Genomic DNA, 13,513 nt, shown 5'->3' with positions numbered 1-13,513 from the left:
CCAGACACCGCCCGAAGATTGCCGCCTTCGGACAAGATTCCGTCGCCACAGTCCTCAGCCGGTCTTCAGCAGATCCATGCTGAGGACGCCGTCGCGCAGGAAAACCTGCACGGCTTTCTTATAAAAGTCACTGCCGATGTCTTCGCTGACGCGATAATTGCCTGCGACCGATAGCACCTCGGCCTCCAGGCTGTGGCAGAAGATGCGGGCGTTGGTGTCGCCGGAGAAACCGGCCAGCGCCCGGCCGCGCAGCGCGCCATAGACATGGATGTTGCCGTCGGCCAGCAGCTCCGCTCCCGGAGAGACGGAGCTGGTGACGATCAGGTCGGTCTTCTCGGCATAGACCCGCATGCCGGAACGCACCGGCTCCGTCACCACCAGGGTCGGACGGTGGACCACCTCGATCAGCACCTGCGGTGCCGCGATCGGGGCCTGCTGGTCCGGCTGGCGCGGATCGGGGGCCTTCACCACCTCTTCCAGCTTGGCGGCGCGGCCCGACGGCATCGGCGTCAGCCCGACGGCCATCGCCGCCTCGCGCACCGGTTGCGGCCCGCCCTGGAAGCCGACCGGCAGCAGATGCAGCGCCTGCACCTGCGCCACGAAGGCGCCCAGATCGAAGACGACGGACTCCGGCAGGTCGTCGAAATCCAGGACGACCGGCGCGTTGTGGAAGAAATTGGGCGCTTGGCGCACCTTGACGTTCAGCTGGGTGAAGAAATTCGGCGATGTCGGGGCGAAAACCTTCAGCACCATCATGGTGAAGGAGTTGCCACGCAACTGGAACGGCACATCCCGTTCGGCGACCTGACTGGCGCTGCTCACCGTAGCCTTCCCGTTCGTTCCTGCCGTCCCGTGCCGTGCATCCGGTTCGCCGCATCCGGCCAACCCGAGTACCCGGTCCCAACCCAGAACCACTGTCGCGCAGCCCCGGCATCGAGCCAGCCAATCAGCGCCTTCTAGCCGTCCACACCGGTCGGATTCAAGAGATTCCCCGCCGTCAGGGGTGACAATCCGAAGCCATGCCGCAGCCTGCCCTTCGGCAAACGCCCGCCGTCTCCGGCCATCGACGGCCACGACGTCCGGAGACGTCAGGCACGACGACCTGAGATCGCAGCCCTCCCGCGAGCGAGACAGGCCAGGGTTGCAACATGCCTTTCGATTTCCCCCGTGGTCGACCATAGTAATGAAAGCCCGCGGCAGCGGCAAAGCCTTTCGGCCGCCTCAGTCGGAAGGCTAAGCCACCGGCCCGGCCGGCTCGGCGGAAAGGGTTACCAAGCCCGCTCTGGCGGCTTTCCTGCGGCACCCACACCACATCTGGTATGAATATTTTGCGTCGGCCGCAATTTTGCCTGACGCGCCGCGTTATGACCGGTACAGTCAGGTTGCGTGGCTTCCAACGACGACGAGGTTCTTTTGCACCTTGCTTCGCCTCCAGAGCACCTCCCCCGTCGGCCCGGACCCGCATGTCAGGTTCCGGCATGTTGTGATCCGGCAGGGGGCCCGGCGGCAGCCCCCGGCGAAGCACTCATCAGCACCCAGCCATGCGACCGGTCGAGCCTCCCCCTGCGGGAGGCTTTTTTGTGCCCAGACGTCTTGCTTGCGGAAATCGGCTCCACCCCCACCATTCGAGGAGATGCGACATGGCCAAGCGTTCGAGCAAAGGCATCGCTGCGGCGGGCGACTCCACCGTTCACCCGCTCTTCCCCGGTATGAACGCCCCCGCCGCCTTCGGCTGGGACCCGCTCGGTGGGAGCGAGGATCGCCGCGACCAGAGCTATCTCCGCAAGGTGAAGCCGCAGAACCCCAACCAGCAGCTTCTGATGGACGCCATCAAGACGCACAATCTGGTTGTGGCGCTGGGACCGGCGGGGACCGGCAAGACCTATATCGCCATCTCGTCGGCGGTGGAGGCCCTGGAATCGGGCAGCGTCGACCGCATCGTCCTGTCCCGCCCGGCCATCGAGGCGGGTGAGAGCATCGGCTACCTGCCGGGCGACATGCACGAGAAGATGGCGCCCTTCCTGCGCCCGCTCTACGACGCTCTGACCGACCGGCTGGGCTCCAAGCGGCTGCGCACCATGATGGCCGACGGCACCATCGAGATCGCCCCGGTCGGCTTCATGCGCGGCCGCACCCTGAACAACGCCTTCGTGGTGATCGACGAGGCGCAGAACTGCACCTACGCCCAGATCAAGATGCTGCTGACCCGGCTGGGCTGGCATTCCACCATGGTTGTGACCGGCGACCCCGACCAGACCGACCTGCTGGACAACCTGTCCGGGCTGGCCGACATCGCCCGCCGGCTGGAGGCGGTGGAGGGCATCGCCGTCGCCCGGCTGACCGAAAAGGACATCGTCCGCCATCCGCTGGTCGCCAGCATGCTGACCGTGCTCTGATCAGGAAAAATTCACCGGCAGGTTGCGCGGGAGGGGCGTTCGCCGCGTCTCCCGCGGACCGCGGCGTTTCGGTTCGTCGGACACACCCTGCTATGGTTGCAATTATGACATTTCGTTGAACAGACCGTAGGATACACGAACAATAGGCCTTGACCTTCGGCGGCGGCGCGGCAAAAGTCCCGAAAAATTTGGGGATATCGCCGTTTCGTTGCCGGAAGGGACCGCAGCCGTGACCGTTGCCTTGTTCGAACGCATCAGCATCAAGGGCAAGATCGCCCTGATCCTGGCCGCAGCCGGCCTTGGGCTGGCCCTGGTCGCCGCGGTCAGCCTGATGAGCCTGCGGGCCGAGATGATGGCCGACCGCCAGGACAAGACCCGCAACGTCGTCGAGGTCGCCCACAGCCTGATCGCCCATTTCGAGGCGCAGGAGCGCGCAGGATCCCTGCCCCGCGCCCAGGCCGAGGCGCAGGCCAAGGCGGCGCTGAAGTCCCTGCGGCACGATGGCGGGGAGTATTTCTTCATCACCGACCTCGCCCCGCGCATGATCATGCACCCGATCAAGCCGGAGCTGGACGGCACCGACGTATCGCGCAACGCCGATCCCAACGGCAAGCTGCTGTTCCAGGAGTTCGTCCGGGTGGTGAAGGCCGACGGCGCCGGATTCGTCGACTATCTCTGGCCGAAGCCGGGGTCGGCGCAGCCGGTGGCGAAGCTGTCCTATGTCAAGGGCTTCGCCCCCTGGGGCTGGCTGATCGGCTCCGGCATCTACATCGACGACGTCGACGTTGCCTTCCGCGAGGCCGCGCTGCGGCTGGCCGGAACCGGGCTGCTGATCGGGCTGGCCGCCGTGCTGCTGGCCCTGCTGGTCAGCCGGGCCATCGTCCGGCCGCTGGACGGGTTGGGGCGCGTCATGCAGGATCTGGCCGGCGGCGACAGCGCGGTCGCGGTTCCCGGGCTGGGCCGCGGCGACGAGATCGGCGCAATGGCCCGCACCGTCGAGATCTTCCGCGTCCAGCAGATCGACCTCGCCCGTCACTGGGACCGGCAGAAGATCGAGCACCGGGTCACCGAGCAGCGCGCCGGCGCCCTGAAACGGCTGACCGACCGCTTCGACGCCACCATCGCCGAGACGATCCGCACCGTCGGCGCCGCCGTCGCCACGCTGGAAACCACCGCCCGCGCCCTGTCCGCCACCGCCGACCGCAACCGGCGCGAGGCGACCTCCGTCGCCAGCGCCTCGCAGCAGGCCTCCAGCAGCGTGCAGACCGTCGCCTCGGCGGCCGAGCAGCTGACCGGCTCGATCGCGGTGATCGGCGAGCAGGTGGTGACCTCCTCGACCATCTCCACCCAGGCGGTGGAGGCGTCGCACCGGGCGGGCGAGCGGATCGACGGGCTGGGCCAGGCCGCCCAGAAGATCGGCGAGGTGGCCGACCTCATCGCCGGGATCGCCGGGCAGACCAACCTGTTGGCGCTGAACGCCACCATCGAAGCTGCCCGCGCCGGCGAGTTGGGCAAGGGATTCGCCGTGGTGGCGGGCGAGGTGAAGACCCTGGCCAACCAGACCGCCAAGGCCACCGAGGAGATCGCCCGCCACATCGCCGACGTGCAGGAGGCCACGCGCGCCGCGGTGACGGCGATCCGCGAGATCGGCTCCATCGTCGCCCGCAGCGACGAGATCGGCACCTCCATCGCCGCCGCCGTCCAGCAGCAGGGCGCGGCCACCGGCGAGATCGCCCGCAGCGCCGGCGAGGCGGCGGAGGGCACCCGCCAGGTCTCCACCAGCATCGACGCCGTGTCCGACGCCGCCCGCGAGACCGAACGGTCGGCCGACGCCCTGCTCGATGCCGCGGGCGGGCTGTCGCGGCAGGCGCAGGGGCTGCGCGGCATGGTCGATTCCTTCCTGGTCAATGTCGGGGCGATCAACGCCGCCCCGCTCGCCGATCTGCACACCGCGCCGGCCGGCGGAAATCCGGCCGTCAACTCGGAACGGTCCGCCATCTTCATGCCCTGGACCGATGCCCTTGCAGTGGGCGAGGAGGGCATCGACACCGACCATATGATCCTGATCGCTTTGATGAACGAGGCGGCATCGCTGGCCGGGCAGGCCGGTCGGAGCGGCGGCGACCGCCGGGCGTCGGCCCGAGCGCTGGGCGAGGCCATCGGCCGGCTGCTCGCCTACACCGCCCTGCATTTCGAGCAGGAGGAGCGGCTGATGGACCGGTGCGGCTACCCCGATGCCAGGGCCCACAAGGCGCAGCACGAGGCGCTGCGTGCCCGCACCGATGGCCTGCGCCGCCGGCTGGACGCCGGCGACTCCGTGGCGGACGAGCTGCTGGCGCTGGTGCGCGAATGGCTGTTCGAGCACATCCAGCGCGCCGACAAGCGCATCGGCGAGCATCTGGCGGCTCAGGGCGAAACTGTCGCGGCCCGTGCGGCCTGACCGGCACGGGCGTTGCGCGACGATGTGACCTCACCTCTTGACCTCACCTCTTGACCTGGGCGGCGGGCAGCCCCATTCCTGACGGACCATGAAGACACGTCTCCTGCGCATCGCCGCCGCCTCCGTCCTCGCCATCGCCGTGTCCGCCGGGATCGCCTGGTGGCAGGTGCGCAGCGCCACGACCACGGTGGAAAGCGGCACGAAGTCCGCCGTTCCCATCGGCGGTCCCTTCACCCTGACCGACCATCAGGGCAAGACGGTCACCGACGCCGACTTCCGCGGCAAGTATATGCTGATCTATTTCGGCTATACCTATTGTCCCGACGTCTGCCCGACCGAACTGGGGGTGATGACCCAGGCGCTCGACCAGCTGGGGCCGAAAGCGGAGCAGGTCCGGCCGGTTTTCATCACAATCGACCCGGACCGCGACACTGTGGCGCACATGAAGGACTATGTGGCGCTGTTCCACCCGCGGATGGTCGGGCTGACCGGCACGCCGGAGCAGGTGCGGGACGCCGCGCGCGCCTACCGCGTCTATTATGCCAAGGCACCGCAAAAGGACGGAAAAGCGGACGAGTACCTGATGGATCACTCCAGCTTTATTTACCTGATGGGCCCGGACGGCAAATTCGTCGGGGTGTATCCGGGCGGCACCGGCGCCGACAGGATCGTGCAGGATTTGTCGGGGCGCATCGCGGGCTGATGGGGGGCGGACCGGCCGCGGACCGGGTGAAAAGCGGCGAAAAAACCCTGAAAAGCGGTCATACCACCGGGTTTTTTCGCATGCTGGAGCGGGACAACGCGCCGCAGCGCGGCAAAAACGATGACTTTTCCGCTCTTTTCTATTCTTTTCAATGACTTACACCACAGGTTTTGCGACTTGACAGGGTAACGCCCCGCCCGTATGGTCTCGCCGCTTTCGCATGGCTGCGAGCCAAGCGTGATTGAGAGGCGGAATGACCGACAAATCGCCCCCCGATCCCTTGGATGACCTCGAAGCCCGGTTGCGGAAGGCGCGTGAGGGACAGCGCGGCTGGTCGGGCGGACCCGGTAGTAAATACCACCGTCCGCCGCAGGGCGCTCTCGGCACCGCCTGGCGCATCGGGACGGAGTTGGTTGCCGCCATGATCGTCGGCGTCGGCGGCGGGCTTCTGCTCGATCGCTGGCTCGGCACCGCGCCCTGGGGACTGATCGTCATGTTCTTCCTGGGGGCTGCGGCGGGAGTGCTGAACGTCTACCGGGCCGTCACCGGCTTCGGCATCGCCGCCGGCTACCGCCGGCCCCCTGGGGACGACAACGAGCGCCAAGACGGCGACGCACACTGAGCGAGGACGACCTTGGATCCGCTGCACCAGTTCCAAATCAACCCGTTGTTCCAGATCGTGCTCGGCGGCTACGACGTGTCCTTCACGAACTCGGCCTTCTTCATGGTCGTGGCCGTGGCGGCGATCTACGCCCTGCTGGTCATGGGCGTGGCGAACAAGTCGATGGTTCCGGGCCGCCTGCAGTCGCTGGCCGAGATGTTCTACGAGTTCGTCGCGAACCTGGTGCGCGACAACGCCGGCCACGACGCCAAGCCCTATTTCCCGTTCGTGTTCTCGATCTTCATGTTCGTGCTGATCGGCAACATGATCGGCATGATCCCGTACACCTTCACCTTCACCAGCCACATCATCGTGACCTTCGCGCTGGCGGCGACGGTGTTCGTGTTCGTGACCATCCTGGCCCTGCTGAAGCACGGCCTGCACTTCTTCTCCTTCTTCATGCCGCATGGCGCTCCGATCGCGCTCGCCCCGATCCTCATCCCGATCGAGGTGATCTCCTACGTGATGCGCCCCGTCAGCCTCTCGATCCGACTGTTCGCCAACATGATGGCCGGTCACACGATGCTGAAGGTCTTTGCCGGCTTCACGGTTATGATGATCAGCGGTCTCGGCGCGCTGGGTTTCGTCACCGGCCTCATCCCGCTGGCGATCAACGTCGCCCTGACCGGTTTCGAGTTCCTGGTGGCTTTCCTGCAAGCCTACGTCTTCTCGATCCTGACCTGCCTGTACATCCGCGACGCCCTGGAACTGCACTAAGCAGCGCCTGACAGTCGTCGGACCTGAGTCCACCAACAGTTCCAACAAGTTCACCCTTACCTAGAGGAAGAGAGTACTATGGATCCTCAAGCCGCCAAGTTCATCGGTGCCGGTCTTGCCGTTATCGCCCTCGCCGGTGTCGGCCTGGGTATCGGCAACATCTTCTCGACGCTGATCGGCTCGATCGCCCGCAACCCGGCCGTCCAGCCGAAGGTCTTCCCGATCGGCATTCTGGGCTTCGCGCTGACGGAAGCCGTCGCGCTGTTCGCCCTGCTGATCGCCTTCCTGATCCTGTTCGCCTAAGGCCAGAGCGGCTTTCAAAAAAACAGCTCTGACGCGGCGCCGGGCTTCTTCATCGAAGTTTCGGCGCCGCTCCTTTGCCTAGGGGGACCGATCATGCCGAACCTGTTGGCCAAAGGCCGGCTGGCCCGCTGGTCGGGCGTGGCGGGCGCTTCGCTCGCTACCCTCACCACGATGGCCGGCACCGTCCTGGCGGCCGCGGCGGAGCACGCTCCGAACGCGGCGCACGGCGGCGAGCACGCTTCCGGCGGCCTGCCGCAGCTCAATCCCGCCAATTTCCCGACCCAGATCTTCTGGCTGGCTCTGACCTTCGGCGTTCTCTACTACCTCATGTCCAAGAAGGCGCTCCCGCGCGTGGCCGAGGTTCTGGAAGCGCGTCAGGAGCGCATCTCGCGCGATCTGGCGAAGGCCGCCCAGCTGAAGGAAGAGGCCGAGGCCATCCTGGCCCAGGTCGAGAAGTCCCTCGCCGGCGCCCGCGCCGAGGCCCAGGGCGTCATCGCCCAGGCCGCCGCCGGGATCGAGGCGAACAACCAGGCCCGTCAGGCCCAGTTGAACGCCGACATCGCCGAACGCCTGCGCACCGCCGAGGCCTCCATCGCCGCGGCGAAGGAACAGGCCCTGGCCAACATCCGCGCCGAGTTCGACCGGCATCGTCCGCGACATCACCGGCCGTCTGGCCGGCGTCGACGTCGATCAGGCCCAGGCGGACGCCGCCGTCGCGGCCGTGCTTGAGGAGCGCCGGGGATGAACGCACCTGAATTTTGGGTCTTCGTCGCCTTCGTCATCTTCGTGGCCCTGGTCTGGAAGAAGGCGTCCGCCGCCATTGGCACCGCGCTGGACGGCCGCGCCGAGCGCATCCGTTCCGAACTGGACGAGGCCGAGCGTCTCCACAAGGACGCCCAAGCCCTGCTGAACGGCTACCAGAGCCGTCTGGCCGACGCCAAGAAGGAAGCGGAGGCCGTTCTGGCCCACGCCCGTGAGGAAGCCGCCCGTCTGCAGTCCCAGGCCGGTTCCGACCTGGAGGCGTCGCTGAAGCGTCGCGAGGCCCAGGCCATGGACCGCATCGCCCAGGCGGAAGCCGCGGCGCTGGCCGAGGTCCGCAACCTGACGGTCGACGTCGCCATCGGCGCCAGCAAGCGCGTCCTGGCCGGCGGCCTGTCCCCGGCCCAGGCCGACAAGCTGATCGAGCAGTCGATCGGCGAGTTGCCGAAGCACCTGCACTGATCGGTAAGCCTGCCCAGTTCCATCGCAACGATTGTTGCGGCGCGAGCAACGGACTTTGGAAAAACCCCGGCCTTGGCGCCGGGGTTTTTCTTTGGTCGAATGGAACGGTTCCGCCCTTCGCCAACGCCCTCTCCCATCGCCCGGCCGGAGTTCCGTTCACCGATGTCCGACACCGCCCCCTTCCCCTCCGTCTTCGTGTCCCACGGCGCGCCCACGCTGATCCTTGAGACCAGCGCCGGCCGCGACTTCCTCGCCGGGCTGGGCCGCAAGCTCGGCCGGCCGAGCGCCATCCTGGCGGTGTCGGCCCACTGGACCACCCGGGTTCCGGCGGTCAGCGGGGCGACGGCGCCGGAGACCATCCACGATTTCTACGGCTTCCCGGACGAGCTTTACCGCATGCGCTACGCCGCTCCCGGCGCTCCGGCGCTGGCCGGCCGGGTGGCGGGGATGACCGGGGCCGCGGTCGACCCGTCGCAGGGGCTCGACCATGGTGCCTGGGTGCCGCTGATGCTGATGTATCCGGAGGCCGACATCCCTGTGGCTCAGCTGTCGGTGATGCCCTACCGCAGCGCCGCCGACCACATCGCGCTCGGCCGCCTGCTGGAGCCGCTGCGGCGTGACGGCGTCCTGATCCTCGCCAGCGGCGGTGCGGTGCACAATCTGCGGGAATTCCGCTTCGGCGGCACCGGTGCCGCCCCCTGGGCCACCGGCTTCGCCGGCTGGCTGGACCGGACGCTCGAGGCCGGCGACGCCGATGCCGTTGGCAATTGGCTGGACGCCAGCCCCGACGCCCGCCGCGCCCACCCGACCGACGAGCATTTCCTGCCGCTGCCGGTGGCCCTGGGCGCCGCCGGGCCGCGGCCGAAGACCGAACGGCTGCATACCGGCTTCGAACATGGCAGCCTGGGCATGCACGCCTACGCCTTCACCGGCGGGGAAGCCGACGCCTAAGCCGACGCAGAGGCCGATGCCGCCTGACCTTTGGCGGTACTCCGTCGCACACTTGTCTGTTTGCCTGGGGGGATAGCCAAGCTACAATCCGCGCGCGTGGCGACCGGCCCGCTCAATCATCGTCTCAATGGTTGTGGCCGGTCGGATGCGGAAATCGTCAGGCACAGCGCGAGCGGGAGTCGGTGTGAAGCGGAACGGCATTCTGTCCCGGAGCGGCCGCCGGACCCGATTCCTCGACATGACCGTGTCGGCGCGGGTGGGCGCTGGCTTCGGCATCGCCCTCGGGCTGGTGGTCCTGCTGGCCCTGGTTGGGCTCGGCTGGTTCTACGCGGTGTCGCGCGACATCGGTGCCTTTTCCGGCCGTGCCGACCTGTCGCAGGTGGCGGCCGACGCCGACGTCAGCCTGCGCGACTTGGAAGTCGCGGTGCGCGACCATCTGACTTACGGCGACGACCAGAAGTCTTCTCGACGCCTCCTGGCGGCACGACACGCTGCGCGACCGGCTCGACGCCCTGTCCAAGACCGTGGTCGAAACCGCGGACCGCCAGGGCATCGACAAGGCCCGCGCCGCGCTGGAGGATTACTGGGCGGCGGTGCAGAAGCTGATTGCGCTGCGCAGCGACCGCAACGGCCAGATGACCGGCGTTCTGGAACCGCTGGTCGCGGAAACCCGCCGCAAGCTGGACCAGCTCAAGAATGCCGGCGGCGTCGATTCGACCGCTCTCGCCAGCGATGCCGCCATCGCCACCCTGCTGATGCAGGAGCATCTGACCCGCTACGTCGACCGCCGCGATCCGCAGGATGCGGAGGCGATGCGGACCCAGCTTACCGCCGCCCGCGACCGGCTGGCGGAGATGAACCGCTACCTCTGGGTTCCCGGCACCAAGCAGTCGATCGACGAGGTCACCGCCCTGCTGGCGAAGGCGGGCGGCGTGCTGTCCGCCATCGAAGGCTCGGTGGTTGAAGAGGACAATCTTCGCGCCGAGGCGATGGCCGCCAACGCCGCCGGCATCGCCGCCAATCTGGGCGAGATCCGCCGCCGGGCGGAGGCCGGCACCCAGGCGCTGCGCGGATCGCTGACCAGCGGCCTGTCGGGCTACACCAGCGTCGCGCTGTGGATCGGCGGGCTGGTCCTGCTGGCCGGCATCGCCGCGCTGTGGCTGGTCCAGCGCAGCGTCGCCGGTCCGGTGAGGACGATGGCGACGGCGGTGACGGCGCTGGCCGCCGGCCGCACCGACCTGACGCTGCCGGCGCTGACCGGGCAGGACGAGATCGCCACCATGGCCCGCGCGGTGGAAGCCCTGCGCGGCACCGCCGAGGACACCGAGCGCGAGCGCCGCGAGGCGGAGATCGAGCACACCCGCCTGCTACGCGAAAAGGCGATGGCCGATGCCGCCAGCCGGGCCAAGAGCAATTTCCTCGTCAACATGGGCCATGAGCTGCACGGTCCGCTGACCGAGATCGTCAATGCCAGCCAAGCGCTGATGACCGACCTGCACCGGCTGGGTGTCGACGAGCTGGCGACCGACGTCGAGCACATCCAGTGGACCGGCGAGCAGCTGACCGGTTTGGTCGACGCCATCCTCGACTATGCCAAGGTCGAAGCCGGGGCGATGGATGTCTGCCTGCAGGATTTCGACGTCAACCGGCTGCTGACCGAGGCGCGCGAGCGGTCGATGCCGGCCGCCGACCTCTACGGCAATGCACTGGACCTGTCGGCGCCAGCCGCGCTCGGCCAGATGCATTCGGATTTCACCAAGGTGCGGCAGACCCTGCTGAACCTGCTGGACAACGCCTGCAAGTTCACCCAGGACGGCACCGTCACCCTGTCGGCCGAGCGGATGGAGCGCGACGGCGCCCGCTGGTACCGCTTCACCGTCGCCGACACCGGCCGCGGTTTCGCGACCGCGCAGACCGGCAGGCTGTTCCAACCCTTCGTCCAGGGCGCCGGCAATGGAGCAGTGGCGACCCGCGGCCAGGGCAAGCCGCGCGGCGCCGGGCTGGGACTGACGCTGGTCGGACACTACACCGCCATGCTGGGCGGCGACATCGAGGTGGCGAGCGAGCCCGGGCAGGGCACCCGCATCGCCATCGCCCTGCCCGCCGTCTATGAACCGCCGGCCGAGGAGCGCCCGCTCCAGGTCGAGGCGGTCGGCAATGCCAAGCCGCTGCTGCGGGTCGCGGCACTCAAGCCGGCCGGGCATCTGGCCACCAGCACCTCGATGACGCAGATCGGCCCATAAGGCCGAAGGATCGGAGCAACTGGTCAGATACGCGGGCGCGCCGTGTCCTCGGGCGCGTCGTTGTCGTCGATGGGCTGGCCGTATTTCATCCGCCGCATCTTCTCCGCCACCCGCGCGATCTCGTCGGGCGGCAGGATCACCGGCTCGCCGAACTGCTGGGCGTACAGATACTGGCGGGCCAGCGTCTCGACCTCGACCGCGAGCGCCAGGGCTCCCGCCACGCTGTTTCCCAGCACGATCATGCCGTGATTGGCCAGCAGGCAGGCAAGCCGCCCCTCCAGCGCCGCCAGGGCATGATCCGACAGCTCCTGCGTGCCGAAGGTGGCGTAAGGGGCGCAGCGGATCGAATCGCCGCCGGCCAGCGCCACCATGTAATGGAAGGACGGGATGCTGCGGCCATGCACCGCAAGCGCGGTGGCGAAGGCCGGATGGGCGTGGAGGACGACCGTCACGTCCGGCCGCGCCCGCAGGATGTCGCGGTGGATGCGCCACTCCGACGAGGGCCGGCGGCCGCCGAGGTAAGTGCCGTCGAAGCCCATCTCGACGACGTCGGCCGGAGTCATCGTCTCATAGGGCATGCTGGTCGGCGTGACCAGGAAGCCACCGTCGATCCGGTGCGACAGGTTGCCCGACATGCCCTGGTTGATGCCCAGCCGGTTCATGGCGAGGCAGCCGTCGATGACGGCCTGACGGTGGGAAAGGTTGCTGGTCATGGCGGGCGCATCCGGAATGGCGGGAGCGCCCAAGGGGCCATGGAGTGCAGGCAGGGTCAAGGGGGAGCGGAGGGACAGGTCGGACGCATCCCCCCGCCCCTGCCCTACTCCGCCGGCGTCCCGTGGCGATGGGCGTGGCGCACCTTCTCGCCGGTCACGTCCTCGACCCACAGGGAATGGTGCTCCCGCGCCCATTGCAGTTCGACCTGCCCGTCGCCCATGGCGTCGAAGGCGCCTTCCATGCCGATGGAGCCGATGTAGATGTGCGCCAGGATGATGGCGATCATGATCACGGCAATCGCGGCATGGGCCAGTTGGTAGAGCTGCATCTCCTCCAGCGTAGCGAAGCTGAAGGGGAAGATCAGCTGCACGCCGGTGAAGCCCAGCGCCGCACCGCCGACCACGGTGGACCAGAAGATGACCTTCTGGCCGCCGTTGAACTTGTGCGCCGGCGGGTGGACGCCCTTGGAGAACAGGCCGCCCGCCTTCAGGAACCAAGTCAGGTCATGGCGCGACGGGATGTTGTGGTGCGCCCACATCACGAAGATCAGCGCCACCCCCAGGATGAAGGCGAATCCTAAGAAATTGTGCGCCAGCTTGCCGTAATGGCTGAGCGCCGCGAAGGGCTCCGGCCCGATCAGCGGCAGCAGCGTGTGCCGACCGTACAGCAGGTTCAGCCCGGAAATCGCGAGCACAACGAAGCTGCCGGCGGTCATCCAATGCACGCCGCGCTCGAAGGCGTTGAAGCGCTGGATGGTGCGGCCGGTCTTCTCGCCGTCGATGCGGATGCGGCCGCGGACCAGGAAGAACAGAGCCAGCAGGGCCAGGATGCCGCCAAGCACCCAGGACCCATACTGGCTGAGCGGACCATTGCGCACCGCGCGCCACGCCTCGCCCTCCGACTGGATCAGCACGCCGGCCTGCTTGTTGGGAATGGAGACGCTGCCCTGCTCGCCCAGGCGGATGGCGTGCCAGCTGTCGCCGCGGCTCTGGCCCGGGATCTGGGTCGGCACCATCGGCCCGTCGCGGTCGACCTGCTGCTCCGCCGCCGGTCCGCCGATGCGGACGCTGGACTGGGCGGCGGCCGGCAGTGCGAGACCGCCGGCAAGACCGACCCCGAGCAGCAGAGCGGCGACAGCCGTCTTCATGCGATGACCTTCCATCG

13 protein-coding genes are annotated in these 13,513 nt (G+C 68.1%); 10 read left to right on the top strand and 3 right to left on the bottom strand.

Going from position 1 to position 13,513, the window contains the following annotated elements; genetic code table 11:
• Nucleotides 1–54: 54 nt before the first annotated feature.
• Nucleotides 55–822, bottom strand: coding sequence for a septum site-determining protein MinC (gene minC, locus ACWPN3_RS27405; RefSeq protein ID WP_199237696.1), 768 nt, complete (start codon nt 820–822; stop codon nt 55–57).
• Nucleotides 823–1,640: 818 nt separating this feature from the next.
• Here minC and ACWPN3_RS27400 point away from each other — a divergent pair.
• From ACWPN3_RS27400 to ACWPN3_RS27355, 10 genes are all read left to right on the top strand, one after another.
• Nucleotides 1,641–2,396, top strand: a complete 756-nt coding sequence (locus ACWPN3_RS27400) for a PhoH family protein (protein ID WP_109450535.1) — start codon at nt 1,641–1,643, stop codon at nt 2,394–2,396.
• Between the two features lie 229 nt (nt 2,397–2,625).
• Entirely contained in the window at nt 2,626–4,836 is a 2,211-nt protein-coding gene (locus ACWPN3_RS27395; RefSeq protein WP_492240140.1) for a bacteriohemerythrin, read from the top strand.
• A gap of 88 nt (nt 4,837–4,924) precedes the next feature.
• Entirely contained in the window at nt 4,925–5,539 is a 615-nt protein-coding gene (locus tag ACWPN3_RS27390; protein WP_109450539.1) for an SCO family protein, read from the top strand.
• A gap of 253 nt (nt 5,540–5,792) precedes the next feature.
• Nucleotides 5,793–6,161 carry an AtpZ/AtpI family protein gene (locus ACWPN3_RS27385; protein WP_098740365.1) on the top strand — a complete coding sequence of 123 codons (369 nt, stop codon included), beginning with the start codon at nt 5,793–5,795 and terminating at the stop codon, nt 6,159–6,161.
• 12 nt (nt 6,162–6,173) lie between these two features.
• Complete coding sequence (locus tag ACWPN3_RS27380) at nt 6,174–6,917, top strand: F0F1 ATP synthase subunit A (RefSeq protein ID WP_098740366.1); 744 nt, start codon at nt 6,174–6,176, stop codon at nt 6,915–6,917.
• 78 nt (nt 6,918–6,995) lie between these two features.
• On the top strand, nt 6,996–7,220 hold the full coding sequence (locus ACWPN3_RS27375; protein WP_012973363.1) for an ATP synthase subunit C family protein: 225 nt from the start codon (nt 6,996–6,998) through the stop codon (nt 7,218–7,220).
• A gap of 93 nt (nt 7,221–7,313) precedes the next feature.
• Nucleotides 7,314–7,949: a F0F1 ATP synthase subunit B family protein gene (locus ACWPN3_RS27370; RefSeq protein WP_492240139.1), complete on the top strand. Its 636-nt coding sequence runs from the start codon at nt 7,314–7,316 to the stop codon at nt 7,947–7,949.
• A gap of 12 nt (nt 7,950–7,961) precedes the next feature.
• Nucleotides 7,962–8,441: a F0F1 ATP synthase subunit B family protein gene (locus ACWPN3_RS27365; RefSeq protein WP_109450543.1), complete on the top strand. Its 480-nt coding sequence runs from the start codon at nt 7,962–7,964 to the stop codon at nt 8,439–8,441.
• A 162-nt stretch (nt 8,442–8,603) separates the two neighbouring features.
• Complete coding sequence (locus tag ACWPN3_RS27360; protein ID WP_492240138.1) at nt 8,604–9,392, top strand: DODA-type extradiol aromatic ring-opening family dioxygenase; 789 nt, start codon at nt 8,604–8,606, stop codon at nt 9,390–9,392.
• Between the two features lie 524 nt (nt 9,393–9,916).
• The gene (locus ACWPN3_RS27355; RefSeq protein WP_492261850.1) at nt 9,917–11,635 is read left to right on the top strand and encodes a sensor histidine kinase; all 1,719 of its coding nucleotides are present in this window, start codon (nt 9,917–9,919) and stop codon (nt 11,633–11,635) included.
• 23 nt (nt 11,636–11,658) lie between these two features.
• Here the strand turns inward: ACWPN3_RS27355 and ACWPN3_RS27350 are convergent, their stop codons facing one another.
• Nucleotides 11,659–12,348: a class II aldolase/adducin family protein gene (locus ACWPN3_RS27350; RefSeq protein WP_492240135.1), complete on the bottom strand. Its 690-nt coding sequence runs from the start codon at nt 12,346–12,348 to the stop codon at nt 11,659–11,661.
• A 104-nt stretch (nt 12,349–12,452) separates the two neighbouring features.
• Nucleotides 12,453–13,496, bottom strand: coding sequence for a formate dehydrogenase subunit gamma (locus ACWPN3_RS27345; protein ID WP_492240134.1), 1,044 nt, complete (start codon nt 13,494–13,496; stop codon nt 12,453–12,455).
• Between the last annotated feature and the right edge of the window lie 17 nt (nt 13,497–13,513).

Source organism: Azospirillum sp. UENF 111221 (assembly GCF_058780625.1).
Note: the sequence above shows the minus strand (reverse complement) of the source record. Positions and strands in the feature narration are given on the sequence as shown.